Consider the following 25,820-nt stretch of genomic DNA (forward strand, 5'->3'; position numbering starts at 1 on the left):
CACCCACGCTGAGCAACGGTACTGAGTCACTAACGCTGAGCAACGATGCTGCGCCAAAGACGTTCAGTCTAAAACGCTTGCCAAGGAGCACAACAGTGATCAATGCGCGAGATAGCGCTCGCGGTTATGGAATACGAGCGCTCTTTTCGCGATTGATATATAACATGATCTGGTGAGAAAGGATTATCATGGCAGTAACAATCTATTACGAGAAAGACTGCAACCCACAACTAATCAAGCAGAAAAAAGTTGCTATCATTGGCTATGGATCGCAGGGTCATGCACATGCTTTGAATTTGCACGATTCAGGTGTTGACGTGCGCGTTGGTTTATACGAAGGCTCAAAATCGGCTGACGTTGCGCGCAAAGCAGGCCTGAAGGTTCTCTCGGTTGATGACGCTTGCAAAGAAGCAGATTTCATCATGGTGCTTATTCCCGATGAATTGCAACCTGACGTGTACGAAAAGCACATCGCGCCTTATTTGCAAGAGGGCGATACACTTGCCTTTGCTCACGGTTTCAATATCCACTACGGCTATATTAAAGCTCCTGAAGGCGTTAACGTTATCATGATTGCTCCAAAAGGGCCAGGTCATATTGTACGTCGTCAATTTGTTGAAGGTTCTGGCGTTCCCGATTTGGCATGCGTTGAGCAAGACGCCACGGGCGATGCGTTCGACTTGGCGCTTTCGTATGCCTGCGCTTTGGGAGCGGGTCGTGCAGGCATTATTAAGGCAACCTTCGCGCAAGAAACCGAGGAAGATCTGTTTGGTGAACAGGCAGTATTGTGCGGCGGCTTGGTCGAGCTTATCAAAGCAGGTTTTGAGACGCTTACGGAAGCGGGCTATCCGCCTGAGCTTGCGTATTTCGAGTGCTACCACGAAATGAAGATGATTGTCGATTTGATGTATGAAAGCGGCATTCACTTCATGAATTCGTCAATTTCAAACACCGCAGAATTTGGTGAATATTACGCAGGTCCCAAAGTTATTAACGAGCAGTCGCGCGCTGCCATGAAAGAAATTTTGCGCCGCATTCAAAATGGCGAATTTGCTGCCGATTTTGTTGCCGATTGCAAAAATGGTCACAAACAGCTGCTTGAACAGCGCGAAGCTATCAACACGCACCTTATTGAAACAACGGGAGCTAACATTCGTTCTATGTTTACGTGGCTCAAAAAATAAGGCGCACCGTAGCACATTTTCGCGCTTCGAGTGTGTACATAAGGTTGCAATTATTTGACATCTTTGTGTTGAGATGGGGAATATCCCTCATCACAAGCCGAAGAGTTTTATACTTTCCAACTATTGTACGAAGCTTTGAGTGAAGTTTGCTCATACGAGCGTTATAACAACACGAAGTAAGGACATCGCGGTTGCGGTGTCCTTCTGTTGTGTAAAGAGGCTGTTTTTCCTGGTTTCGCATCGGGAACGCGTTTCGGTTCTGTATCGGGAACGGATGTAGGTTTTGCATCGGGAACGGATGTAGGTTTTTCATCGGCAACGCGTTTCGGTTCTGTATCGGGAACGCGATCGAGCCTTGTGCGCAGCATCCTCAGCATTGTTTTGCGCGTGCATTGTGCACGTTGCGCACAGCACACGTCGCACACGTCGCGTGCGACGCACAGCTGCAGGTAAAGCGTTGTTTGCGCGTTTAGACGAGGGGGTTCACGTATAAGCGAAATTCGGTCGAGTGAATGGGGAAGTTGTACGTATCATGGAAGTTTTTACACATGCAGCATTTCAGATGCTTATTTTAACGCTTTTAGCGGTTGCAGGTGTTCTAGCACGTAAACTTGATTTTATGAACGGGGAGTTTGACACCATGCTTTCGCGCTTGGTGATGAATTTCTCGCTTCCTGCGCTTATGGTATCAAGCGTATTAAACAATACCGGCTTACCAGGCATTGGCACCATTATGGAAATTCTTATCTTTTCGATTATTGCTTACCTTATTATGATGATTGTTGCGTTTTTGCTGCCGCGCATCTATCCAAAGCTGTCGCCCGCTTCGCGCGGAGCGCACGCGTTCATTGTTGGGTTTGGTAATACGTCGTTTGTCGGTTTGCCCATTTTAAGTGCCATTTTTGGCCCGACGGCTGTATTTTATGGCGTTATCAATAATATTCCGTTCAATCTGTTTGCTTTTACGTGCGGCGTTTCTATGATAAAAGGCGCTGGCACGAAAACGAAAGTGCCGCTGAAGCGCCGTATTCGCAAAGTGGCACGTGACCTTGCGAACCCGTGCATGCTCTCGTGCTTTTTAGCGCTTATTCTGGCAGCATTCGGCATTACCGATAAGGGCGGTCTTGTTGGTTCAACCTTTGCCTATATCGGACAACTTACCGTACCAGCGTCCATGCTGATTATTGGATCTACACTTGCAACGATGAAGCCAAAGGACATGCTTAACCAGGTGCTTCCCTATATTTCATCACTCGTGCGCTTGCTGGGAGTGCCCGTATTGTTGTGGCTTATTTTGCGCTGGTTTATTACAGATCCGCTGATATTGGGCGTTATTGTGGTAGGTGCTGGAATGCCCGTTGCAAGCATGGGCATTATGTTTGCACTGATGCACGATGGCGATATTCGTTCAGTTTCACAAGGAACGTTTATCACCACCGTGTTAGCGCTGGTAACTATTCCTGTATTAGCTTTGCTGGTGAAATAAAACGGTTTTCGCGAATATGCACACCCTGCGCATACCTTTCTATATTTTGGGAACGTGATATTGTCGGAGCTTGCGAATACGCACCTGTGTGTGCCGTGCTATTCCTTCGTTTAATGCGTTGATTTGCTTATTTGCACAAGACCTGCAAATGCATAAACTCTATCATGAACGGAGCGAGCGCATCATTATTCCATGCACGCATACAAAGAGAGAAGTGTTTCGCTTCTCTCTTTTTTTGTTTCATTTTACAGAAAGTAAACCTTTTTACCGCATAGTGTTATAAAATACTATCTTGTAACACAGCAGGACGAGCAAATTTTGGTACTTGTTTTGTTGCTTATTTCGACTAACAAGTGAGGGAGGAAGCATGAGTGGCACGTATGCAGTGCTTACGCGTAAGCGTGCAATTATTCTTCTCATAGCATTTGTGCTGGCAATTTGTGCAGCTATCGTCAATGTGGTGGTTGGTTCGTCGGGCTTAACTGCTCAAGAATTTTTCGATGCAGTGTTTAATCCTGCTGCGGTTAACCAGCGCATTTACGCTATTGTGTGGACGATGCGCTTGCCCATTGCAGCGATGGGTTTGATTATCGGAGCCTCCCTTGCGTGCGCAGGCGCTGTTATGCAAACTATCTTGAACAACCCCCTGGCAAGCCCGTATACCTTGGGTGTTTCCGCTGGTGCAAGCGTTGGAGCCTCGCTGGTGATGGTGTGCGGATTATCAAGCCTTACCATTTTAGGAAGCTTTGCACTTCCTGCTGCAGCGTTTGTGTTCGCACTGCTTGCGTGTTTCGGCATTTACATCATTAGCTTGCGTGGCCAGTTCTCATCTGCATTTATGATTCTTGCTGGTATCGGTATGGTGTTCTTCTTCCAAGCTATTCAATCTGCTTTGCAATATTTTGCATCCGACGAAGCGCTCAGCGGAATCGTGTTTTGGACCTTCGGCAGTTTAAGCAAAGCAAACTGGATAAATATTTCTATCATGATCTGCGTGTTTCTTGTTGTATTTATCGTCTTTTTGGCGTCAAGCTGGAAACTTACCGCCATGCGCCTTGGCGACGATAAAGCGCGCAGCATGGGTGTTGATGTGTCGCGTTTGCGCAAAGTTACCTTTATTCTGATTTCGCTTCTAACTGCTACGGCGGTTTCGTTTGTGGGAAGCATCGGATTTGTTGGCATTGTTGCGCCGCACATTGCACGCATGATTATTGGCGAAGACCAGCGCTTTTTCTTACCCATGTCGGCATGCTTAGGCGCGCTTTTGCTTTCAGTTGCTTCCACAGTTAGCAAAATCATTTTGCCGGGCGTTATTTTCCCCATCGGCATAGTAACATCGCTTATTGGTGTTCCATTTTTCTTCTTCTTGCTACTAAAAGCAGGGAAGGGAGGCATTCATGCTTAAAGTTGAACACCTGCATTTTTCGTACGGCAAACATTGCGTTCTTGAAGATATCAGTATGCTTGCAAAGCCTGGCGAAATTACGGTTGTACTTGGTGCGAACGGTTCGGGAAAATCAACGTTTATGCGAGCCGTTGCACGAATCAATTCTTTTCAGGGACATGTTTTTTACGGCGATACCGATATGTGCGCCCTGCCGCGCGAGCGTTTCTTTCAAATGCTTGGCTACCTTGATCAAAACACGAACTGCGCTGCTCGCTTTACCGTTTTTGAACTAGTATTACTGGGGCGTTTGTTCAATCTTGGACTTAAAGTAACGCCTGAAGATGAAAAGAAAGTAAGCGAAACGCTTGAGTTTTTAAAGCTGTCGCACTTGGCAAACCGCTATGTTTCAGAACTATCTGGTGGTCAGCGTCAAATGGCCTTTGTTGCTCAGGCGCTTGTGAAAGATCCGCAGATTTTGCTGATGGACGAGCCCACGAGCGCGCTCGACTTGCAATGGCAGTTTCGTCTGCTCACCCAGCTTCGAGATATGACGCGCACACTTTCGTGCACAACTATTATCACGCTTCATCATGTAGCACTCGCTGCAGAATATGCCGATAACATGGTAATTTTCAAAGACGGACGCGTGTATGCACACGGTACGCCTAAGGAAGTATTTACCCAGCGTATGCTTCGTGATGTATATGGCGTTGAGTGTGAGCCGTTTGTTGACTCGCATGGTGTTTCACATTTGGTAGCGCTTGGACCTGCGGCTACGCAAAGTGAACACCCCAACACCACGTGAGACGCGCGTATTTCTATCGATACGAACAAGATAAGAGAGATTTCAAGGAGGACGTAATGAACAACATTTCAACAAAGCTGCGTTATGTAAGTAAGGCAGCGTGTGCAGCTTTATGCGCACTGGTATTGTGCGTTGGCTTGAGCGTTTCTTTAAGTGGCTGCTCAAAGCCTGCTGCGCAGCAAAATGATAAAGCTGCAAGTGGGCAGGCAGCTCCATCAAAAATTACCATTACTGATGTTGACGGCAAAACCTACACCTTCAATAAGCCAGTTGACAAAGCTATCATTCAGTACTCAGGTTCTGGTGGAGCGTTTATGACCATGTCGGCGCTGTTTGGCAAAGACGTATACAAGCATATTGCTGGTATGGACGCAGGTTTGAAAAACTATCGTGCTGATATGTGGAAAGCATACACGAAAAGCATTCCTGAACTGGATAAAGTACCTGTAATTGGCAGCATCGGCAAAGACTTCAACATTGAAAAGGTGCTTTCAAGCAACGCTGAAGTTACTATCATTCCGCTTGATCAGAAAAAAGCTGCTGCCGATACCGTGCAGCCTAAGCTTGAAGCGGCTGGCATGAAGGTCATTTACATCGATTTTCATGATCAAACGATGAAGAACCACATTGCGTCTATCGAGATCATGGGCAAGATTTTTGGCAAAGAAGATCGCGCAAAAGAAATTATTGCCTTCTACAAGCAGCATCGTGAAAATGTTGAAAAGAAAGTTGCTGAGGCGCTGAAAACCAAGCAACGTCCTAATATGTACATTGAAGTAGGAATTTATGGTCCAGAAAAATATGGTAATACGTTCCCAAATAGCTATATGTGGGGCGGCATTGCTCATGAAGCAGGCGCGAACAGCATAGGTGAAGGCGCTGTTTCCAACTACGGCAGCATGGATCCTGAGTTCTTGCTAAAGAAGAATCCTGAAAAGATTGTGTTTACGGGATCGTATTGGCCCAAAGCTCCTGCATCAATTCGCATGGGATTTGAAGGCAATGCTGAACAAACAAAGAAATTGGTGGACGCATATTTCTCTGAGCGCCCAGGTTGGAGTGCGTTAAATGCGTGGAAGAACAAGGAAATTTACGTTATTCACCATGCGCTGAGCCGCGATTTATACGACTGCTCAAGCTATGAATTCTTTGCTAAAGTGTGCTTCCCTGAACAGTTCAAAGATGTTGATCCTAACGCAACGCTAAAAGAGTTCTATCAGAAGTTCTTACCCTTTGAGTTCTCGGGCTTGTGGTATTACACGTATCAGAAGTAATATGCAGGCAAGCGTGCTTAACGAAAAATTTCAACAACGCGAGCTTGCAAACTACGACTTGGAGTTGTGCATTTTTAGTCTAGTACAGTGCGTCTTACTTGCATAAAAAGGCGCACTGTGATAAAAATAAATTTCTGGAAATGCATTATTATGCATCAGGCTTAATGTTTAATGCAAATGCTTTGCACGAGCATTGTGTTTGATTGAAGAAGCATTTCTGAAAAGTACAACTTTCATCACATGAGAAAGTGGGCTTTGTCCCGCTTTCTTTTTGTATAGAGTGCAGTGTACTTTGAAAGCGTTGGTTGAAAGTGCCTTGGTAGTAAGGAGCCGCAGTGCTAAGTGCGCGTGAACAAGAACTGTTTGATTTTCTGCGTAAATACGCCAATCAACACGATGTTGAGTTGGTGTGTGTTGAGCTTATCGGTTCGCAGAAATCACCAACTATCAGGGTATATATCGATGCGGACGACGGTGTGAGTTTTGATTGCTTAGCTGCAGCACAAAGTTGGATTGGTGCTTTGCTTGAAAAGCTCGATCCGTTCCCGGGAGCGTATGTGCTTGAGGTGTCATCTCCTGGCATTGACAGGCCTTTATGTATTCCCGAGCAGTTTGTTCGCGCGTGCGGTGAAACGATACGCGTGAAAACTTACGAAAGCGTTAACGGCTCGATGAATTTTACAGGGCAGCTTGCCTCTACCGATGATGATGGTATACAGCTTGATGTAAGCGGCGAGTGCATAAGTATTCCGTATACAAACATTAAGCGGGCTCATGTTAAAGGAACCGTGCAGTTTTCGTAGGAGAAAGTAAGCGCCTTGCTTGTATCGTGAGTATGTTCAGTCGATGTTGTTTTGTTGGCTGGTATGCTGAACGAATGACGCGTGACTGCAGCCTTACAAAACATGCAGCTTGTGTACAAGTGCACAAGCTTTGATGCAGGTAAATACGTGCGTGTTGCACGCAAAAAGAGATAGTGAAGAGAAAGGGTCGTCTTTTGGCAACTTCAGAATTAATTGAAGCGCTTCAGGCTTTAGCTCATGAGAAGAAGATAGACGAATTTTATCTTATCGAGCGCTTGGAAGAATCGCTTGCTAACAGCTATCAGCGTATTTTGAATCTCGATTGGGATGCGCGTGTAACAATTGATCGCTCATCAGGAAAAATTTATGTTTATGAACTAGTTCCTGTAGGCGATCCTGATCCTGAAACAGGGGAATACAGCGAATTTACCGAACGCGATGTAACACCAGATGACGTAAGTCGTATTGCTGCTATGTCAGCAAAAAGTGTTATTTCCTCGATTGTTCGCGATGCGGGTAGACAGTCTATCTATCAGGAGTTTTCGCAGCGTGTGGGCGATCTTGTAACAGGAACAGTTTTGCAAGGAACACCTGATTTCACGATCATTAAAATTCGCGATGGCATTGAAGCTGAGCTTCCCCATTTTGACACTGAAAAGTATCCTAATGAGCGCAATGAGCGTCCTTTTGGTGAACGATACCGTCATAATCAGCGTTTGAAAGTCCTGATTATCGAAGTACGCGATCCGCTCAGTGCTTCACCGCGTCAGCGTGGCGACCTCGCACGTCCTACGATTGTCGTAAGCCGTACGCATCCCGATTTAATTCGTCGTTTGTTTGAAATTGAAGTTCCAGAGATTTATGAAGGCCTCGTTGAAATTAAATCAATCGCGCGCGAGCCAGGTATTCGTTCGAAAGTTGCGGTTAGTTCACGTGAGGGTAATCTTGACCCTGTTGGTGCATGCGTTGGGCCTAAAGGTAGTCGCGTTCGCATGGTTGTTGAAGAGCTGCATAACGAGCGCGTTGATGTTATTCAATGGAGTGAAGATCCAGCTGTATATGTAGCAAATGCGCTTTCACCTGCACGCATATCACATGTAACGGTTGATACTGAACGTCAATATGCAACGGTGCTTGTTCCTGACGATCAGCTTTCTCTTGCTATTGGCAAAGAGGGGCAAAATGCACGTTTAGCAGCGCGTCTAACAGGCTGGCATATCGATATTAAGTCGGCGTCTTATGAACCGACTCCTGAAATTCAAGCTGACGACTTGTTAATTGATGTTCCTTCTGATGAAGCTGGCGATTTCTGCGCCTACATTGGGGAAGACGGTTTCCCCTGCAGAAATCATGCACGCCCGAACTCGCGTTATTGTGGCATCCATGCGCATATGGAAGCACAGGAAAACACAGACACAACAGGGGAAACGAGCAACAAGTAGTAAAGCAACAAGCAGTACTAGTATACGTTTGATTTATACAATACGTAGGTTTTAAAAAGCAGCTTTTCTGGAAAGGGGGATAGCACAATGAATCAGCATGACCAGCACGCGCACTCACAGCAGCATGACCAGCAACAACAGGAACATCAGCCGCAGCAACCACAGCACCGCCACCAACACACAGCACCGAAGCGTTTGCGTAGTTGCATAGTGTGTGGCACCAGTGCCAGTAAATGCGACCTTGTGCGCATTGTGAGAACTCCCGAAGGTAGTTTGCTGCTTGATACATCAGGCAAAAAGCCTGGACGAGGGGCTTATGTGTGTTCACATTCTTGTTTTGAACAAGCACTGCGCAGTTCAAAATTACAGCGAGCACTTAAAACGCAAATCTCTCAAGACGAACTAAAGGCGCTCTCTATGCAAGTACAGAGTGTTTTCATTGATAAGCGTTAAGCTAAGGAGTGGTTTATGGCACAAATGCGCGTTCATGAGTTGGCGAAAGAGTTTAATCTCTCAAGCAAAGAAATGCTTGATGCTATCCGAAAAATGAAGATCCCGGCTAAAAGCCATGCTTCTATGCTTGAAGACGATCAAGTAGCACAAATACGCGCGGCTATGAGTACGTCATCTGCTTCAAGTTCGAAAGATCAATCAGGTGCAAAAGGCGTTGCAAAAAGCGCTGAAGAGCAAGAGCGTGAACGCGAAGAGCAGCTGCGCCGTGAAGCTGTTGAAAAAGAACGTGCGAGACGTGCCGCTGAGCAGGCAAAGCGTGAAAATGCACAAGAAAAAGAACAAGTTTCTGCGTCAAGTTCATCACCAACACACACCGTACCCGCTCCTGCTGCTTCTCCCGCTTCTCCTTTCAAGGGTCTTGAGGAACAAATTGCCGCAGAGCGTTTACGTGTTCGTCAAGAAAAAGCCCGCCGTGAACAAGAAGAGCGCAATCGCCGTCTTGCAGCCGCCGTTGCAAAACGCCAACGTGTTGAAGAACAGCTGCGTTCTCGTGGCAAAAAAACCGACAAACCCACTTCGAGTACAGCGCTTGATGACACCGTAAGTGCTTCATCGGATGTGCAGCAAGCAAGCGTAAAAACGCACAGCGCGCAGCACGCTTCCCGCTTTGATGCGCTCTTGTCGCAAATTGAATCTGAAAAGAAGCGTATTGCGCATGGTGCCGCTCAAGCGCCACAACACAAAAAACCAAGCAAGCATCAAAAAGATGAAAATGTTCATGCGCAAAAGCATACCACTCATAAGAACAAGCCTTCACATGGACACCAGGTTGTTCCCGAGCTTGAACAGGCAAGCGAGGAAGATCGTTATGCGCGCATGGCTGTTCAAGTGGAAAAATTACAGCGCGACAAAGTGCTTGCAGAGGCTCGTGCAGCTGTTTTAGCAGCTAATACGCATGAGGGCGAAGGCCGTCGCAAAAAGCGCAAAGAGAAGCGTGAAGCTGAAGCGCGCGAGCGTCTTGAGATGGAAGCACGGGAAAAAGGTCTTGATCCAAGTTTGGTTCTGGACGATTCGGTGTGTGAAATTCCTCAAGGCGCCAGCGTTCAGAAGTTTGCTGAGCTACTGAATGTTCCTCCTAATGAAGTGATTAAACGCCTGTTTATGTTGGGACAGGTTCTTACGCTTACGCAATCGATGAGCGATGATCTGATGGAGCTTGTTGCCGATGACATGGACCGCAAGGTGCGCGTCGTGTCGCCAGAAGAGGAATTTGCCGTTGTATATCACGACAGTGAAGAAGATTTGTTGCCGCGACCACCGGTTGTTACGGTTATGGGTCATGTTGATCATGGTAAAACATCACTGCTTGATGCTATTCGTCATACGGGTGTTGCAGAAGGTGAGGCAGGCGGTATTACGCAGCATATTGGTGCGTCCGTGGTAAAGGTAGGCGATCGTCAGATTGCGTTTATTGATACGCCTGGTCACGAAGCATTTACTGCCATGCGTGCGCGCGGTGCACAGGTAACTGACATTATCGTGCTTGTTGTTGCTGCAGATGACGGCGTTATGCCGCAAACCATCGAGGCGATAAACCACGCGCGTGCAGCTCATGTTCCTATTGTAGTTGCCGTGAATAAGATTGATAAGCCTGGTGCAAACCCCGACCGCGTTCGTCAAGAGCTTGTGAATTATGATGTTGTGCCTGAAGAATGGGGCGGCCAGAACATGTTTGTGGAAGTGTCTGCTAAAAAACGCTTGCACATTGACGATTTGCTGGAAACCATTTTGCTGCAAGCAGATGTGCTTGAGCTGAAAGCCAATCCTAATGCGCCTGCATCAGGTTTTGTTATTGAAGCGAATCTCGATAAAGGCCGCGGACCTGTGGCAACGGTGCTTGTTCAGCGCGGTACGCTTCATCCGGGTGATGCAGTGGTTGCAGGCACATCGTATGGACGTGTGCGCGCGTTGCTTGATCCGCACAGCGAGCAAGTTTCAGCTGCTCGACCAGCCGATCCAGTAGAAGTTTTAGGTTTGAACTCAGTTCCTGTTGCAGGCGATGAGTTCCGGGTATTTGAAGACGAACGTGACGCTCGCAAATTAGCAGAAGAGCGTCAGTTGCGTGCTCGTTTGGCTGCGCAAGATGCGAAAGCGCATATGTCGCTTGACGATTTGTTTGGCCGCATCGAAGAAGGTAAGATTGCCGATTTGAACCTTATCGTGAAAGCTGACGTCCAGGGCTCAATTGAGGCCTTGCGCGATGCGTTCGACAAAATGGATCAGTCTGAAGTTCGCATCAATATTGTTCACTCTGCTGTTGGTGGTATTACTGAAACCGATGTTACGCTGGCTGCGGCATCGGATGCAATCATCATTGGCTTTAATGTTCGTCCTACGGGTAAATCGAAGCAGCTTGCTGAAAAAGAAAAGGTGGACATTCGCTTGTATCGCGTAATCTACCAGGCACTTGAGGAAATCAACGCTGCACGCATTGGCATGCTTTCGCCGGATATCGTTGAAGAAGATACCGGTATTGCAGAAGTGCGCGATCTGTTCAAAGTTCCAAAAGTAGGAACAATTGCTGGTTGTTATATGGTTGAAGGCGAAATGAACCGCGACGACAAAGTGCGTATCGTGCGTGCAGGAACGATTATCTTTGAAGGAACGCTTGCAAGTATGCGCCGCTTTAAAGATGACGTGAAGTCGGTTCGCGCTGGTTATGAATGTGGTTTGGGTATTAACGGCTTTCAAGACTTAAAGGTGGGCGATACCATCGAAGGCTTTGTGGAGAAAGAAGTAGAGCGTACGGAATAACCATGTCTTTCCTGGTGGCGCTGATTGTTTTTTTCAAGCCCCCTGTCAGGAACGTGAGTGTATGTGTTTCAGTATGTGGCTTGTATTTGGTTTGTTGCGCGTATTCGTACAAGTTTTCGCAGGTAGAGCGCGTGGATTAAAACTGTTTTGAACAGTGAGGAGTTGAGAGCATATGAAACAAAAAGCAAGCAGTAAGCGTGTTAATGAACAGGCACGTCAAGTTATTGCTGAAACATTATTGTTCGAAATTTCCGACCCGCGCTTGCGTTTGGTGACAGTTACCGATTGCGAAGTGAGCTTCGACCGTTCGGTATGCAACGTGTACGTTTCCGCAGATAGCGCTAGCTATGATACCGTCCTTGACATCTTGAAACGCGCAACGCCAAAGTTTCGTAGTTCCATCGGGAAAAAGCTGTCATGGCGCGTTGTTCCTGAATTGCGTTTTATGCTTGATACCAGTGTTGATCAGGCACAAGCTATCACGCAGGCGCTTATGCGTGAACGTAAGCGCCGCGAACAGTTGAATAATCTTCAAGAAGATGGGGGAGCGCATGACGAATAGCACACTGCACTCTTCCTCGTTACATGAGCGTGACGTGGTAGAACATAAGCAACAAGCAGGCAAGAAGCTTACGGTTGCACAGAATACTCCAGCAGCGCATGAACCTGTGCCCGCATCTAGCCCCAACCCCGCACCCGTTCTGGCTTCTTCATCAGAAAGTAATCCTGCTACCAGCGCTTTTGGCTTGTCGCGCGATGGCGTTACGCCACAGAGTAATACAACATTGAGCGAGATTGTGCAGCAGCTTTGCATGTGCGACAATTTCGTAATAACAGGTCACGTTAATCCTGATGGCGACTGCCTTGGCGCGCAACTAGCGCTTATGCATGCACTGCGCAGTATGGGCAAAACAGCAACCTGCATTCGCGTAAGTAACACGCCACTCGATAGTGCGTTTCAGTTTCTTCCAGGCATAAACTCGATTGTTCCTGCTGAAGAATTTCATGGTGAGTGCGGCTGTTTTGTTGCTGTTGATGTTCCAACACTTGACAGAATTGGCGCCGGTGCGCAGATATTGCAAGCAGCTCCGGTAAGCATCACTATCGATCACCACGCGTGCGACACCACGATGACGCAGTATGTGTATGTGAATCCGCGCGCTGCCGCAGCATCGCTTTTGGTGTGGCGCGTGTGCCTGATGCTTGAACAACAAGGCGCTACGCTTTCTTCCGCTGCAGCGCAGTGTGCGTTTACAGGCCTTGCAACCGACACGGGTTCGTTTCAATACGGTAACACCGACCTTGATGCTTTTGAGTGCGCCTGCTCGCTGCTTCACTATGGTGCGAATGTTGCACTCACGTCATCTTTTATGTTTCAGCGCCGTACGCTTGCTTCGTACAAGTTGCAGGCACGTACCATTTCGCGTGCTCGTTTTTACTGCGAAAATACCTGCGTTATCAGTTCGCTTGCGCTTGATGATTTCACGCAGCTGCATGCAACGCTATCCGATTCAGAGGATCTTGTGAATGCACTGCGCTCGATCGAAGGCGTAGAGGTTGCCGTTATGCTGCGCGAAACGCCTGATGGTATTCGTTGTAGCGCGCGTTCAAAGTTGTGTGCGAATGTGCGCATGTTGGCTCAGAACTTTGGCGGCGGCGGGCATATTGGCGCAGCTGGTTTTACGATTCACGACGCTTCACTTGACGAGGCGTGTAACCGCGTAGCAGCGCTGTTGCCAACGCTGTATGCAACGCTTCCTGAAGAAATTCAGCGTGTACGTGCTTAATTCCTGTGCATTTATAAGAAACTCACGATAGTACAAGGTGTGTAACAACGTATGAAACGGGGAGCGACATCTCTTTCGTGCCTGATAGGCGTTCAAAAACCCAGCGGATGTAGCTCGCATGATGTTGTGAGCGCACTGCGTCGTGCAAGCGGTGAGCGACGTGTTGGTCATACCGGAACGCTTGATCCATTTGCAAGCGGTGTTCTGCCGTTAATGGTTGGTCCCGCGTGTCGCCTTGATGCATTTATGGTGGGTCACTCAAAAGTCTATGATGTATGTATTGCTTTTGGTTATGCTACATCAACTGCTGATATTGAAGGTGAAATTATAGAACGTGCACCGTGCAGCGAACAATTGTTGCAACGCTCGTTTGCAACAGAATTGCTTCAATCGTTTGTGGGCGTCCAGCAGCAACAACCTCCTGCGTACAGCGCCATTAGTGTTGGTGGCACACGCGCTTATGTTCTTGCGCGCAAGGGTGTGGATGTGTGCATTCCCAAGCGAACGATTGAAGTGTATAGCGCGCGGTTACTTGGGTGTGAACAGCGCATATTTTCCGGATTTCCCCATGCTGTTACTACGTGGAACGTTCGTTTTCATGTGTCAAAAGGTACCTATATTCGCACGCTTGCTCAAGATATTGGAAAACGGGCAGGGTGCTGTGCATTTGCGGCAGAACTTACGCGTGTGCGCGCTGGTTCGATTAAGCTTGATCAATGCGTACCGCTCGAGCAGCTTAGCAGCATAAACGCTGATAAACCTATTCCTGGAATGCTTGACCCTGTGCAGGCTTTGCAATTTCCGGTTATTGAACTATCATCACAGCAGCTTACGCGCGTGTTGTGCGGCAACGAGCTTTTGCTTCACACGTGTTCTGTTATTGATTGTGACTCGCACGGAAAGCCCGCGCCCGAAAGCGCGCATGCAGCTGCTGGTGCATCTGAATCCGTTTGTGTATCTGCTGGAATGTCCGTTCTTGCGTCCGCACACGCGTCTGTTCCGCGCTATTATTCGCTTGTGGCGTACACCAATGGCGCGCGCGTGTTGCAGGCAGTTTATAAAGGTGCAGATGATAACCCTTACCTGCGAGCTCAATGCGTGTTTGCCCAGGGTGTGCGCTGCACGTAGCATAAACAGCACACCCCGATACAGACACAGATATATGAGGTGTCGTTAAGCGGTTTTACTTGCGCAGCGGCTGTGGTTTGGGGCGTTTTACTTGCGCAGCGGCTGTGGTTTGAGGGTGGTTTCGCTTGCGGAGCTGCTTTGTAATGTTTTTTGGTAGGCTCTCAAATGCTGAGTATACGTTTGAGTATCTCGTGGAAGGTTTGGTATGTCAAGCGACACAACTACACCTACTCTTAGTTTTTCTACACCTGATGTGGTGTCTTGTAAAGATGCTGTGATAGTGTGTGGTGTTTTTGACGGTGTTCATAAAGGTCATCAACACCTGATAAAGCTTGCCTGTAATCAAGCTAAACAGCATAACAAACGCTGTATCATCCTTACGTTTGACATCGATCCCGACGAATTGATGCGTCCTGCGCACTCAGAAAAGCTTATGTCCAATGAAGCGCGCCTCTATGCTCTCGAACACAGCGGTGCTGACGCGCTTGCGGTGCTTCATTTTTCTCCTGAGTGCGCGGCGCTTTCAGCTTGTGAATTTCTGGACAGTGTTTTCGCTGATAGTGCGCCTTTCGCAATTCATGTGGGAGCAAATTTTCGATTTGGCGCACACGCGCAAGGCGACAATGCGTTTTTGCGCAGCTGGTGCGAAGAGCGTGGAATACAGGTGTGCGTTCACGAGTTGTTTGAAGGGGAAGGCGGCGTTGTTTCTGCAAGCAGAATTCGCGCGGCGCTGCAAGCGGGCAATATCCAGTTGGCAGAACTGCTTCTTGGGCATTCTTACGAACTTTCTGCGCGTGTACAACACGGACGCGCTCAAGGTAGAACCTTTGGTATTCAAACAGCAAATTTACACATCCCGCCTGCTATGATGCTACTTCCTGAGGGTGTGTACGCAGCTCGTTGTAGTGTTGACAATACGTGTCATGCGCCTTTTTATAGTACGTGTTCGTGTAAAGGAACATGGTATAAAGCGGCCGTTTCATTAGGTGTTTCACCTACCTTTAGCAGTGAAGCCGCCTGTACCAATGCCGCGCTTGCAAATTGCGAAGTGCACATTCTTGATTTCTCAGATGACATTTACAACTCATATGTGCGCGTTCATTTTGTAGCGCATTTGCGTGCGTTGCAGCGTTTTTCTTCTACGGATGCGCTTATTGCGTGTATCACAAACGATATTGCACAGGTAAAACGCCTCGTATAGCATTATAAACTTAGTCAATATCGCCATCACCGCACCCGCACTGTACACTGTTTCGCGCCTCGGCGTGTTTCTTGTACGTACTCAGCTGATATTTTTGCAAATATCACAGATTGATAGCACTGCGCAGGCAAAAATCTAATATCATACAGAAGTAACGATTTTTTTACCGTTGCGTGTGCGCTTGCACGGTAAAAAGTCACGTGTATAGAACAGTCAAGGAGGAGTTACATGACTACTACGGTAGCATGGCTTGCACCCATTTGTGCTCTTATCGGCATTTTGGTTGCAGCTTACCTTGGATCGTGGGTTCTTAAGCAAAACCCAGGTCCAGACAAAATGAATCACATCTCTATCAAAATTCAAAAAGGAGCTAAAGCGTTTTTGATGAGCGAGTACAAGATGCTTGCCATCTTTGTGGTAGTCGTTGCTATTGTAATGGCTTTCGCGCTTTCCATCTGGACGGCAATTGCTTTTGTTACAGGCGGTGTACTGTCAGCAGCTGCCGGTTATGTGGGAATGCATGTTGCGACACGCGCGAATACACGTACAACGTTTGCGGCTGAAACTTCTGTTGCACGCGCACTCAACATCAGTTTCAAGTCGGGCTTAACGATGGGCTTATGCGTTGCTTCGTTTGCGTTAATGGGCTTGTCGCTATGGTTGATTTTTTTGGTGTTTGGCCACATTGATGCCATTAAAGTTATGCATGAACATGTTGGCATGGTTGAAGGTTTTGCAACCGGCGCATCGGGTGTTGCTTTGTTTGCCCGTGTAGGCGGCGGAATTTATACCAAAGCAGCTGACGTTGGAGCCGACCTCGTTGGTAAAGTTGAAGCGGGAATTCCTGAAGACGATCCGCGTAACCCTGCTACTATTGCCGATAACGTAGGCGATAATGTTGGTGACGTTGCTGGAATGGGTGCCGACTTATTTGAGTCGTATACTGGTTCTATTATTGCACCAACAATTTTGGCCGTTACCTTTGGTTCGCTTGGTTATTTTGCGGGCATCGATTTGGTGTGGGCTGTTGTGGTGCCACTCGTTATTGCCGCATGCGGCATTATTACGTCCATCATCGGGCTGTTTGTTGTGCGTACGAAAGAAGGAAGCTCGCTTCATGCGGCACTTAATCGTGGTACGTATTTAGCAGCCGTTCTTGAGATTATTGCCATCTTCATTATCTTCTATTGCTGGAACACACAATCGCAGGTAGGCCAGCCTCTTTGGTTATTTGGCTCGGTTATCTGTGGTTTGGTTGCTGGTATTCTTATTGGTAAAACAACAGAATATTTCTGCTCTGATGAATATAAGCCTGTTCATAAAATTGCAGAGTCGTCTGAAACAGGCGCCGCCACTAACATCATTCAAGGTTTATCAACTGGTATGCTTTCGACTATTATCCCAATTGTGCTGGTAGCGTTTGCTATTATCGGTGCGTATGCCTTTGGTAATATGGCATTTGCAGGCGTTGACACGTCGCAAGGTGGCATAGCGGTTGGCTTGTTTGGTGTTGCTCTTGCGGCAACTGGTATGCTTTCAAATACCGCTATTACTATCGGTGTTGACGCGTATGGCCCTGTTGCCGATAACGCAGGTGGTATTGCTGAAATGGCTGGTTTGCCAGAAGAAGTACGCGACCGTACCGACTCGCTTGACGCTGTTGGAAACACCACTGCTGCTATCGCAAAAGGTTTTGCTATTGCTAGTGCAGGCCTTGCTGCTATTTCGCTGTTTGTATCGTATCAAGCAACCATGCATCATGCATTTGCAAACTTCAGCTTAACGCTTACAAACCCGCTTATCATCGCAGGTATTTTCATTGGCGCTATGGTGCCGTTTATGTTCGCTGCATTAACGATGGGTGCTGTAAGCGATGCTGCTCACGCAATGGTTGAAGAAGTACGTCGTCAATTCCGTGAAATTAAAGGCATTATGGAGTATAAAGCCGAGCCTGAATACGACAAATGCGTAGGAATTTCAACTACTGCTGCCTTGCATAAGATGTTGTTACCAGGCATTTTAGCTGTTGTTATTCCTATTGTTATTGGATGCTTTAGCCCTGAAATGCTCGGTGGCTTTTTAGCAGGTGCCGTATCAACTGGTATGCTTCTTGCCATTTTCATGTCAAATGCAGGCGGCGCGTGGGATAACTCTAAGAAGTACATCGAGAAAGGTGCTCACGGCGGTAAAGGTTCAGAAGCTCATAAAGCAGCTGTTGTTGGTGATACCGTTGGTGATCCATTCAAAGATACCTCAGGTCCTTCGATGAATATTTTGATCAACCTGATGACGATTATCGCTCTTACATTCTCACCGCTGTTTATTGCTGTTCAACATTTGGTTGGCTAATTCACAGTGTCACTTGAGTGACGTTTGAGTGAGGATACAAAGAAAGCGCTCCACACATTGCGTGGGGCGCTTTATTTTTGGGTTCAATATTTGCATGATATGTATTAGCAACGTTTTTGCATTGCACGTATACGTTATTGAGTTCATTCATACATTCTCAAGAGCTTTGCATGTATGTATCAGCAGTATGCATGAGCAGGGCGTATCGTGCTACATCTTAAAAGCGCCTGCAATACGCGCGTTTCCGCTTACGCATATTGCAAGCGCACATCAGCACCGTTTTTGCCTTACATTTTTACGCAACACGACTCGATTACTTCACCTTGCATGGTTTTCAAGTCGATAAATCCGTTAGCGTATAGAGCATAACTTGCAACTCCGTCTTTTGGAATGGCAATACTCCCTGGATTTACCAGCAAAATTTTACCTTCTTGCGAGAAACCTTTTTTGTGTGTATGGCCATACAGAAATATCGAACCGGGTTTAAGGTCGGGCAAATCACCAGGTCGAAGCCCAGAACGGTGCCCGTGCGTTGCAAAAAAAGTAACATCATCACTGATGAGGATGGTGTAGTCGCTCATGCAGGGAAAATGCAGCATCCACTGATCAACTTCAGAGTCGCAATTACCGCGTACAGCGGTAGTAACACGCGCGTTCATATTGAGCAATTCTGCACATTCTTGTGGATTATAGCCTGTTGGTAAGGCATTACGAGGACCATGATACAGCAAGTCGCCCAGCAACAACACATGGTCAACCTTTTCTGCTTCAATGCGTCCTACTAAGTGACGCGCAGCAAATGTTGAGCCGTGTATGTCTGAAGCAATAAGCAATCTCATAAATTTAACAGCTCCTTTACCATACAACTCCTCCGCATTGAACGTATCGTGTTTGCGACTGTTACAACGCCATAGAATTTATGGCGTTAACAATACCTCAGCACGTATTGTAGTATAGCTAAGTTTTACTCACTCAGCATAATTATTCGCTATCATGAATAAATTGGTAGCTGTACTCGTAGGGAGTAGTAGTATCCAGTGTTGCAGTTTTACGCGGGAATGTATGATTATACAAGCGCACGAAATAATCGTCAGTCATCGATGAGATATAATCAACAACAATTTGATGAGGATCTTCTTGTAAATAGCTTTCACGCGTTATGCTTTGCGATTTTTTACACAAGTAATCTATATGGTGACGATAGATTGTTGACGTTTCACGTTTATGAAGCAAATCGTCGTAAAGCGCATCGTAGAGCGCTTCAAACATAGGCGCCACATTGTGATTTTCTTCAAGTGCTTGACCTTCAAGTTCATAGATATAGCGATAGTTTTCTTTCTTTGCTTCCTTGATGTCGTTAAACGCTTCTTGGCTCATTTCTATATGATCTTTGCCGTAGCTATTATTGATAATATCAACAATCATATTGTTTAAAATTTCACCATTGCGCACACCGATCATCTGCGATGAAAAGCATGAAAAGTCGGGGATGATTCCCAAGTCAATGGCGTCATTTCTATCTTTACCAAGGTAGGCGATCATATCAGCCATACGAACAACGCAGCCTTCCAATGTGCAGGGACGCAAAAGCTTAATATTTTGTTCATCGCTAATGCACTTCTCGACCGTTTCATCCAGGTCGTCAAAGGTATTCATCGCGCGCATACGCAGCGCTTTTTGCACGAATTCGCCATTATGACACAGCGCTCCGTTAAGGGTTTGCAAGCTAATATTGCGCCGATAGAGCGTATCCATCACGCGTACACTTTGCACATTATGATTGAAATAACGTCCTGTGTATTTATGATAGCAGGCGTTTAATAAGCGCTCACCTACATGGCCAAACGGCGCATGTCCAAGGTCGTGTCCAAGCGCAATAGCTTCAGCAAGTGAGGTGTTAAGACCTAAACATGAACATATTGAACGCGCAACGCGTGCTACTAATTGCACGTGCAGTCCGCGGCGGCAAATATCATCGTTTTTGATAAATGAAAACACTTGAGTTTTATCAACATAGCGATTGTACGCTGGTATATTGATAATCTTTTCGCTGTCGCGCTCAAAAGCGGAGCGCACGAGCGTTGCGCGGTCGTGATCGGTATCTTCACGACGGATAATGTTTTCATCAGCAAAAGCGTACTTACTTTTCTTGCCGTGCTGTTTGTCATCGCGAATTGCTTTCTCAATATCAGGATGCAAACTGAGAAGGGGATACATTTTAGTGTGTTCGCTCATAGTTTTCTCCATTCTTTTATCAACTCTATTGTATCAGGCGTGTATTCATGTTGGGTGTTAATTATTTTTTTGTTATACTCAGTTATACAAATACGAAAAAAAGGAGCAATTATGTCGCCAGTACCTCAGTATATGCGCTGGTTAAGTGTATTATGTGCTGTTATGGCAAGCTTTGGTGTCGGTGTGTTAGTTATCGGATATAAAACACCGAGCGTTGGACGTATTATGACTATTATCTGTTTATATGTGGTTGCTAGTATTCTGTTTTATGCAGCGCGTCGTATGGCGCATAAAAACAGCGTTTTTGCTTCTTCATTAAGCAGCGCTGCGATAAACGATGGAGCACACAATACAAGCAGCACTTCATCTTCGAGCACGAATTCTCATGATGCTTCGATGCAACAATCATAAGCTTATATGTAGGTTATTATGGCTTTTGGATACAGTGATGAAGAAATTCGCCGCGTTCGCGAAGCAAGCAGCTTAAAAGAGCTTTTTGCTCAGCGTGGTGCGCTGGTAAAGCGTGGTGGCGATTTTTGGTGTTGCTGCCCGTTTCATCACGAAAAAACACCTTCGCTTAAAATTGATGATGTGCTTGGTTTATGGCATTGTTTTGGCTGTGGCGCAGGTGGTGATGCCATCTCTTTTGTTGAGCGCGCTGAGAATATGAATTTTGTAGAAGCGCTTGAGTACCTTGCAGAACGTGCGCATATACCGCTTCAAAAGCAACAGCAATCAGGTAAAAACACCCCTACCTCTTCAACGTTAACGCTCAAACAACTTTGTAAAGATGCAGCAGAATTTTACCATTGCCAGCTTATGCGCCTTACGTCTGAACAAGCGCAAGCTGCTCGTGATTATTTATCATCGCGCCAGCTAGGAGGGGATATTCCGCGTTTGTGGAATTTAGGTTTTGCTCCTGGTAATGGCACGCTTGTGTCCTATCTGCGTTCAAAATCGTATTCTGACGCTGATATGATTGCAGCTAATGTGGCGCTTAAAAATGCGAACGGCGTCGTGCATGATCGTTTTTTTAATCGCATTATGTTTCCTATTTTTGATGTTTCTGATAATGTAATTGCATTTGGTGGGCGTGTTATTGGGTCTGGACAGCCAAAGTATCTCAATACGTCCGAATCGCCTTTGTTTCATAAATCACGCGTGCTGTATGGCTTAAACAAAGCAAAAACCGCTATGAGTGAAAAAGGCGAAGCTATTGTTGTGGAAGGCTATACCGATGTGATAGCGCTCCATCAATCAGGTATTACTCATGCGGTTGCAACGCTTGGAACAGCGCTTACATCGCAGCATATCAATGTGTTGTCGCGCTATGCAAAACGCAGTATTGTGTATCTTTTTGATGGTGATAATGCAGGTCAACACGCTATTGAGCGCGCATTGCAATTTATTGATGATCGTTTTACGCCAGAAGCGGGGGCAGCGCGTGTACAACTTAAAGCCGTAACACTTCCTGATAACCTTGATCCTGCTGAATTTGTAGCAGCTCACGGGGGAGCGGCGCTGGATGCGCTTATTGCGCATGCACAACCACTTCTGCTTTTTGGTATTGAGCGGCGATTATCAAAGTACAATCTGGAAAATCCTTGGGAGCGCACGCAAGCATTTTCTGATGCTCTTAGCATATTAGCTCCTATAAAGCATTCTCTGCTTGCGAAAGAATATGTATCGCTTCTTGCAGATAGATGCAATGTTCGCACCGATGATGCACTGAAAGCGTTAGCGGCTTTAAGGTCGAACTCAGCTGTATCTTCTGCAATGCGTGAAAGAACACGTTCAGGCATGCCGCCATCATCTGGGGTTCATCCATCAGCTAGCATGCAGTCATCATCTGGCACGTTTAAGCAGGTGAATGCTAGCGTAAATTCTGAATCGTATGCTCAGGGCACACAGGTTGGTTTTGCACGCCGTGTACGTTCTTCACAAGCTCAGAGCGCACCTGGTAAAACGACTAATCGCGCACGGATAGAATTTAGCGTGTTGTGTATTTTGATACGAAAGCCTGAAGCTATCGGGCGCGCGTATGAACAGCTTCAACAAATAAAGTGGAGCGTTGAAGTGTTATCGCAGCTTGCATCCTTTTTATGTGAGGAATACAAGCGCGCATACAGCACGCATGCAGCATGTACTACTGATGTGCTCATGAGTGCGCTATCGCAACGCTTCGTATCGTTAATGCCGCGCCTCTCTCAGGGCTTAATGTCGGTGAAAGACACTGATTATCAGCGCCTTTCTTATTTATTTGAAGAGCTTGCGATTGGTGATTTGGAAGATAAAATTATCCACGCACGTGGTCGTATTAAGCAGCTCCAGGCATTAGGCGAAAATAATTCTGAACGTGATCAGTTATTTTGTGAAATCAGCAGCATGCAAAAAGAGCTTTTTGAGCGAAAACTTAAGCATCAGCAATCGCGCGGTTAACGGGACGATGCTATGTTTGGCGCCCCTATTGTTATATATTTGTTTCTCGGCGGCACAGGCGCAGGTTTAAGCATCTGTGCTGCTTTGTGTGTGCTCCTTACACCAAAACACCGTATTGGCACTTTGCTTATACCACGTAAGCGCTTGATTTTTATGGCGCATCAAAGCACGTGTGAACTTCTTGTGACTGCATTCACCAGTTCTTTTCTTGCTCTTGCAGCGGGCGTTGTTTTTTTATTAGCCGACTTAGGATCTATCGATAAAGCTTTGTATTTGTTTCTCATGCCGCATGCTAGTTTTCTTACGTTTGGATCGTATGCGCTTGTTGTACTCATGCTTGCCGATGCACTGCTTGCCGCACTGGTTGCATTCTTTACCTACGTTTCGCTTATATGCGTGCGCTTATGTGCACTTATCGCCTTTGTTGGCGGATGCTGTGTTGCTGCATATACAGGTATCATGCTAGCAAGCTTGAACGCTATACCGCTGTGGAACTCACCGTGGATTATCGCTCTTTTTTGCGTTTCAGCGTTTTCATGCGGAATAGCGCTTTTTATACTTATCGTATCGCTTGGACGCTATCGTGAAGCGTATAAACAGCTCCACACGGTGTTGCTTCGCTGTGATTTTGTGTGTTTAATCCTTGAATTTTTTTGTTTAGCTGCATTTTTGTACAGCGCATTAGGAAGTTGGTATACAGAAGCACGTACAGCGGCACTCTTTTTACTCTCTGGTACATCAGGGATATTGTTTCTTGGCTCGTGTGTTTTGTTAGGTATTATTATTCCGCTTCTGGGAGATGCGGTGATAACGCGCTTTGATACACGGTATAATACCGTGCATTGGGAAAGCTTTATAGTGATAGCACTGTTGGTTTTAGTGGGAGCGTTTTCTATGCGCTATGGTATTGTTATAGCAGCATCGCACGTATTTTTAGGAGCAGGTGTTGCAGGATGAATACACCCTCGCCTCAACAATTTAGTTTTACCATCGATGAAACAAGCGATTTAGCGCTTTGGATACAAATTCGTAATCGTTATATTTATCTTATTTCATCGGGCTACTATAAAGCAGGCGATGTTTTGCCTACGGTACGTGCGCTTGCAGCAACGCTTTCAATTAACTATAACACCGTCAATAAAGCGTATTTAGCGTTAAAATCGGAAGGCTGGGTATCAACAACACCTGGTAGAGGAACTATTGTATTGGATGTTTCTCATGCTGGCATACATGATAGCAGTGAAGTTGAGCAAAGCATGCGCGAGTGTATCGCGTGCTGTCGCAATGCTGGTATGTCGCTTGATGATATTCTTGTACGTTTCAAACATGTTATTACCGACATGAAAATGCACGCTTCGTCATGTGATAGCAATACTTCGTCATCGTCAGCAGAGTAAGTGGATGCAGAAGAATGCCAGATAATATGGGCAAAAGTACTATGATCCACTGCGAACCTATAAGCAACAGGGCACTGCGGTATAACACGGTAGTGCGCTTTTGTGATTATAACCAATGCGTACTGCGTACGACTAATACAAGCGCATCTTAGTACGATGATATTCCGCTTGAACTGTATTATGAAAATAGGGAAGGGTTTTTGGTATGAAGCAGCATAACCAATACAATACAAAACAAAAAGCGCAGATAGCAGGTAATTCAACTCAAAACGTGTTGCTTCCTCAAAGTGAATTTGTTGGTCAGCAAACATCTCATATAGGAGTGTTTTTATTTAGCGTCATGATGTTTGTGTTTGGAGCAGCACTAGCAGCTGTGTTGTGTTATCTAGCAGGGATGCGAATCGGGCTTTTCAGTGTATGTATCTGTTTCGTGTGCGGTATCGCGTGTGCTATGAGTATTCATATTGCACAAGAATGGGAACATGTTATTGTGCTGCGTTTAGGTAAATTTCATAGAAGTGCAGGCCCTGGCTGCTTTCTTACTATTCCTTTTATCGATAGCAACGTTATTCGTGTTGATACGCGTTTGCGCGTTACAACGTTTGATGCAAAACGCACACTTTCAAGCGATTTAGTACCCCTTGATGTTGATGCGGTGTTATTTTGGGTGGTGTGGGATGCACGTGCTGCAAGTGTTGAAGTAACCGATTTTGCATGTGCGGTGCAACTAGCAGCACAAACAGCCTTGCGAGATGCTATTGGGCGCTCGAGCGTTGCAGAGGTTGCACTCAAGCGCGAACAGCTTGACTCAGAACTTAAGAAAATGCTTGAAGACGAAGTGTCGGCATGGGGCGTAAGTATTATTTCTGTACAAGTTCGCGATATTCTTATTCCTGAAGATTTACAGCAAGCGCTTTCTCTTGAAGCTCAAGCTGAACAGCGTCGTAAAGCGCGTATGATTTTAATGGAAGGCGAAAAAGATCTTGCGCTTATGCTTAAAGAAGCTGCAGGTGAATATAAAAACGACCCAGAAGCACTGCGCTTGCGCACGATGCATTTGTTATATGAAAGCATGCGCGATGCAAAATCGTCACTTGTTATTCCCAGTGCACTTTCGGATGGTTTTGAACAAGATGACAGCTCGCTGTTAAAAGCTTTAGTTGGTTCGTTTTCACGGAAAATAAAACATCCTAACGAATAGCTATTGGTAGCATCGTGCGAAGCGTATGCATGAGTTATACGGCATGCTTACGTTGTGTGAATAGATCCGCTCAACAGTGTATCGCTTACATGGATGGTAAAGCGCGGAATGACTCGTTTTAAAATCATGGTTTGACCTTGTATTATTCTTAAAATAGATAGCAATTTTGCCAAATTGTCATATGATAATTATTGAATTGTCATATGACAATTGATATAGTTAATGCATAAATCAATACGAGTTTACGCGTGTTGAACGTAGCAATATGGTAGTAGTTCTTGCCATATGCAGAAGACGAGCTGCAGGTAAGAATACTGCATATGGGTAGGAGGGGTAATTATGCAGCATACGAGTGCTTCTATGCAAAGCACTTCCGAACAAAGTTCATCTCTACAAGGTGCGTTACCATCACATGAAAAGCACCTAACAGCGCTT

General features: G+C 46.2%; 22 protein-coding genes. 19 read left to right on the forward strand and 3 right to left on the reverse strand.

What is annotated here, in order from left to right:
- The first annotated feature begins 188 nt into the window (after nucleotides 1-188).
- Nucleotides 189-1,184 carry a ketol-acid reductoisomerase gene (gene ilvC / locus HMPREF3190_RS01985; protein WP_066779865.1) on the forward strand — a complete coding sequence of 332 codons (996 nt, stop codon included), beginning with the start codon at nucleotides 189-191 and terminating at the stop codon, nucleotides 1,182-1,184.
- Nucleotides 1,185-1,345: 161 nt separating this feature from the next.
- Here the strand turns inward: ilvC and HMPREF3190_RS07405 are convergent, their stop codons facing one another.
- Entirely contained in the window at nucleotides 1,346-1,552 is a 207-nt protein-coding gene (locus HMPREF3190_RS07405; protein ID WP_156425682.1) for a hypothetical protein, read from the reverse strand.
- Nucleotides 1,553-1,716: 164 nt separating this feature from the next.
- On the opposite strand from HMPREF3190_RS07405, the gene HMPREF3190_RS01995 reads away from it, so the two are divergent.
- The 13 genes from HMPREF3190_RS01995 to HMPREF3190_RS02055 all read left to right on the forward strand — a co-directional run bounded on the left by HMPREF3190_RS01995 (nucleotide 1,717) and on the right by HMPREF3190_RS02055 (nucleotide 18,113).
- Nucleotides 1,717-2,670: an AEC family transporter gene (locus HMPREF3190_RS01995; protein ID WP_066779869.1), complete on the forward strand. Its 954-nt coding sequence runs from the start codon at nucleotides 1,717-1,719 to the stop codon at nucleotides 2,668-2,670.
- A gap of 367 nt (nucleotides 2,671-3,037) precedes the next feature.
- Nucleotides 3,038-4,075, forward strand: coding sequence for a FecCD family ABC transporter permease (locus tag HMPREF3190_RS02000; protein WP_066779871.1), 1,038 nt, complete (start codon nucleotides 3,038-3,040; stop codon nucleotides 4,073-4,075).
- Nucleotides 4,068-4,862, forward strand: coding sequence for an ABC transporter ATP-binding protein (locus tag HMPREF3190_RS02005; protein WP_066779873.1), 795 nt, complete (start codon nucleotides 4,068-4,070; stop codon nucleotides 4,860-4,862). Before HMPREF3190_RS02000 ends, HMPREF3190_RS02005 begins: the two co-directional genes overlap by 8 nt.
- Nucleotides 4,863-4,918: 56 nt before the next feature.
- The gene (locus HMPREF3190_RS02010; RefSeq protein ID WP_082715085.1) at nucleotides 4,919-6,136 is read left to right on the forward strand and encodes an ABC transporter substrate-binding protein; all 1,218 of its coding nucleotides are present in this window, start codon (nucleotides 4,919-4,921) and stop codon (nucleotides 6,134-6,136) included.
- A gap of 335 nt (nucleotides 6,137-6,471) precedes the next feature.
- Nucleotides 6,472-6,939: a ribosome maturation factor RimP gene (locus tag HMPREF3190_RS02015; RefSeq protein WP_066779875.1), complete on the forward strand. Its 468-nt coding sequence runs from the start codon at nucleotides 6,472-6,474 to the stop codon at nucleotides 6,937-6,939.
- 194 nt (nucleotides 6,940-7,133) lie between these two features.
- Complete coding sequence (gene nusA, locus HMPREF3190_RS02020) at nucleotides 7,134-8,381, forward strand: transcription termination factor NusA (protein WP_066780206.1); 1,248 nt, start codon at nucleotides 7,134-7,136, stop codon at nucleotides 8,379-8,381.
- 87 nt (nucleotides 8,382-8,468) lie between these two features.
- Nucleotides 8,469-8,834, forward strand: a complete 366-nt coding sequence (gene rnpM / locus HMPREF3190_RS02025; RefSeq protein ID WP_082715086.1) for an RNase P modulator RnpM — start codon at nucleotides 8,469-8,471, stop codon at nucleotides 8,832-8,834.
- A 15-nt stretch (nucleotides 8,835-8,849) separates the two neighbouring features.
- Nucleotides 8,850-11,648 carry a translation initiation factor IF-2 gene (gene infB / locus HMPREF3190_RS02030; protein ID WP_066779877.1) on the forward strand — a complete coding sequence of 933 codons (2,799 nt, stop codon included), beginning with the start codon at nucleotides 8,850-8,852 and terminating at the stop codon, nucleotides 11,646-11,648.
- A 172-nt stretch (nucleotides 11,649-11,820) separates the two neighbouring features.
- Nucleotides 11,821-12,210, forward strand: a complete 390-nt coding sequence (gene rbfA, locus HMPREF3190_RS02035; protein ID WP_066779880.1) for a 30S ribosome-binding factor RbfA — start codon at nucleotides 11,821-11,823, stop codon at nucleotides 12,208-12,210.
- Complete coding sequence (locus tag HMPREF3190_RS02040; protein WP_066779882.1) at nucleotides 12,200-13,435, forward strand: DHH family phosphoesterase; 1,236 nt, start codon at nucleotides 12,200-12,202, stop codon at nucleotides 13,433-13,435. The genes rbfA and HMPREF3190_RS02040 overlap by 11 nt, the downstream gene beginning before the upstream one ends.
- A 51-nt stretch (nucleotides 13,436-13,486) precedes the next feature.
- Entirely contained in the window at nucleotides 13,487-14,563 is a 1,077-nt protein-coding gene (truB, locus tag HMPREF3190_RS02045; RefSeq protein ID WP_066779884.1) for a tRNA pseudouridine(55) synthase TruB, read from the forward strand.
- Between the two features lie 205 nt (nucleotides 14,564-14,768).
- On the forward strand, nucleotides 14,769-15,764 hold the full coding sequence (gene ribF / locus HMPREF3190_RS02050) for a riboflavin biosynthesis protein RibF (RefSeq protein ID WP_066779886.1): 996 nt from the start codon (nucleotides 14,769-14,771) through the stop codon (nucleotides 15,762-15,764).
- A 228-nt stretch (nucleotides 15,765-15,992) separates the two neighbouring features.
- Nucleotides 15,993-18,113, forward strand: coding sequence for a sodium-translocating pyrophosphatase (locus HMPREF3190_RS02055; RefSeq protein ID WP_066779887.1), 2,121 nt, complete (start codon nucleotides 15,993-15,995; stop codon nucleotides 18,111-18,113).
- Nucleotides 18,114-18,400: 287 nt separating this feature from the next.
- Here the strand turns inward: HMPREF3190_RS02055 and yfcE are convergent, their stop codons facing one another.
- The gene (gene yfcE / locus HMPREF3190_RS02060; protein ID WP_066779888.1) at nucleotides 18,401-18,952 is read right to left on the reverse strand and encodes a phosphodiesterase; all 552 of its coding nucleotides are present in this window, start codon (nucleotides 18,950-18,952) and stop codon (nucleotides 18,401-18,403) included.
- Between the two features lie 142 nt (nucleotides 18,953-19,094).
- Nucleotides 19,095-20,348, reverse strand: a complete 1,254-nt coding sequence (locus HMPREF3190_RS02065) for an HD domain-containing protein (protein ID WP_156425683.1) — start codon at nucleotides 20,346-20,348, stop codon at nucleotides 19,095-19,097.
- Between the two features lie 111 nt (nucleotides 20,349-20,459).
- Here HMPREF3190_RS02065 and HMPREF3190_RS02070 point away from each other — a divergent pair, with 111 nt between their 5' ends.
- The 5 genes from HMPREF3190_RS02070 (at nucleotide 20,460) to HMPREF3190_RS02090 (ending at nucleotide 25,385) form a co-directional block, all read left to right on the forward strand.
- Nucleotides 20,460-20,759, forward strand: a complete 300-nt coding sequence (locus HMPREF3190_RS02070; protein ID WP_066779890.1) for a hypothetical protein — start codon at nucleotides 20,460-20,462, stop codon at nucleotides 20,757-20,759.
- Nucleotides 20,760-20,777: 18 nt separating this feature from the next.
- Nucleotides 20,778-22,787 carry a DNA primase gene (dnaG, locus tag HMPREF3190_RS02075; RefSeq protein ID WP_066779892.1) on the forward strand — a complete coding sequence of 670 codons (2,010 nt, stop codon included), beginning with the start codon at nucleotides 20,778-20,780 and terminating at the stop codon, nucleotides 22,785-22,787.
- 12 nt (nucleotides 22,788-22,799) lie between these two features.
- Nucleotides 22,800-23,744: an NrfD/PsrC family molybdoenzyme membrane anchor subunit gene (nrfD, locus tag HMPREF3190_RS02080; RefSeq protein ID WP_066779894.1), complete on the forward strand. Its 945-nt coding sequence runs from the start codon at nucleotides 22,800-22,802 to the stop codon at nucleotides 23,742-23,744.
- Entirely contained in the window at nucleotides 23,741-24,184 is a 444-nt protein-coding gene (locus HMPREF3190_RS02085; protein WP_082715088.1) for a GntR family transcriptional regulator, read from the forward strand. Before nrfD ends, HMPREF3190_RS02085 begins: the two co-directional genes overlap by 4 nt.
- Nucleotides 24,185-24,389: 205 nt before the next feature.
- Nucleotides 24,390-25,385, forward strand: a complete 996-nt coding sequence (locus HMPREF3190_RS02090) for a slipin family protein (RefSeq protein ID WP_066779897.1) — start codon at nucleotides 24,390-24,392, stop codon at nucleotides 25,383-25,385.
- Nucleotides 25,386-25,820 lie beyond the last annotated feature (435 nt).

This window comes from Umbribacter vaginalis (assembly GCA_001552935.1).
GTDB classification, from domain to species: Bacteria; Actinomycetota; Coriobacteriia; order Coriobacteriales; family Eggerthellaceae; genus Berryella; species Berryella vaginalis.

Coding starts and splice junctions, on each gene's coding strand:
- ilvC (WP_066779865.1), top strand. CDS start 189: ATGGCAGTAACAATCTATTACGAGAAAGACTGCAACCCACAACTAATC.
- HMPREF3190_RS07405 (WP_156425682.1), bottom strand. CDS start 1,552: ATGCTGCGCACAAGGCTCGATCGCGTTCCCGATACAGAACCGAAACGC.
- HMPREF3190_RS01995 (WP_066779869.1), top strand. CDS start 1,717: ATGGAAGTTTTTACACATGCAGCATTTCAGATGCTTATTTTAACGCTT.
- HMPREF3190_RS02000 (WP_066779871.1), top strand. CDS start 3,038: ATGAGTGGCACGTATGCAGTGCTTACGCGTAAGCGTGCAATTATTCTT.
- HMPREF3190_RS02005 (WP_066779873.1), top strand. CDS start 4,068: ATGCTTAAAGTTGAACACCTGCATTTTTCGTACGGCAAACATTGCGTT.
- HMPREF3190_RS02010 (WP_082715085.1), top strand. CDS start 4,919: ATGAACAACATTTCAACAAAGCTGCGTTATGTAAGTAAGGCAGCGTGT.
- rnpM (WP_082715086.1), top strand. CDS start 8,469: ATGAATCAGCATGACCAGCACGCGCACTCACAGCAGCATGACCAGCAA.
- infB (WP_066779877.1), top strand. CDS start 8,850: ATGGCACAAATGCGCGTTCATGAGTTGGCGAAAGAGTTTAATCTCTCA.
- rbfA (WP_066779880.1), top strand. CDS start 11,821: ATGAAACAAAAAGCAAGCAGTAAGCGTGTTAATGAACAGGCACGTCAA.
- HMPREF3190_RS02040 (WP_066779882.1), top strand. CDS start 12,200: ATGACGAATAGCACACTGCACTCTTCCTCGTTACATGAGCGTGACGTG.
- truB (WP_066779884.1), top strand. CDS start 13,487: ATGAAACGGGGAGCGACATCTCTTTCGTGCCTGATAGGCGTTCAAAAA.
- ribF (WP_066779886.1), top strand. CDS start 14,769: ATGTCAAGCGACACAACTACACCTACTCTTAGTTTTTCTACACCTGAT.
- HMPREF3190_RS02055 (WP_066779887.1), top strand. CDS start 15,993: ATGACTACTACGGTAGCATGGCTTGCACCCATTTGTGCTCTTATCGGC.
- yfcE (WP_066779888.1), bottom strand. CDS start 18,952: ATGAGATTGCTTATTGCTTCAGACATACACGGCTCAACATTTGCTGCG.
- HMPREF3190_RS02065 (WP_156425683.1), bottom strand. CDS start 20,348: ATGAGCGAACACACTAAAATGTATCCCCTTCTCAGTTTGCATCCTGAT.
- HMPREF3190_RS02070 (WP_066779890.1), top strand. CDS start 20,460: ATGTCGCCAGTACCTCAGTATATGCGCTGGTTAAGTGTATTATGTGCT.
- dnaG (WP_066779892.1), top strand. CDS start 20,778: ATGGCTTTTGGATACAGTGATGAAGAAATTCGCCGCGTTCGCGAAGCA.
- nrfD (WP_066779894.1), top strand. CDS start 22,800: ATGTTTGGCGCCCCTATTGTTATATATTTGTTTCTCGGCGGCACAGGC.
- HMPREF3190_RS02085 (WP_082715088.1), top strand. CDS start 23,741: ATGAATACACCCTCGCCTCAACAATTTAGTTTTACCATCGATGAAACA.
- HMPREF3190_RS02090 (WP_066779897.1), top strand. CDS start 24,390: ATGAAGCAGCATAACCAATACAATACAAAACAAAAAGCGCAGATAGCA.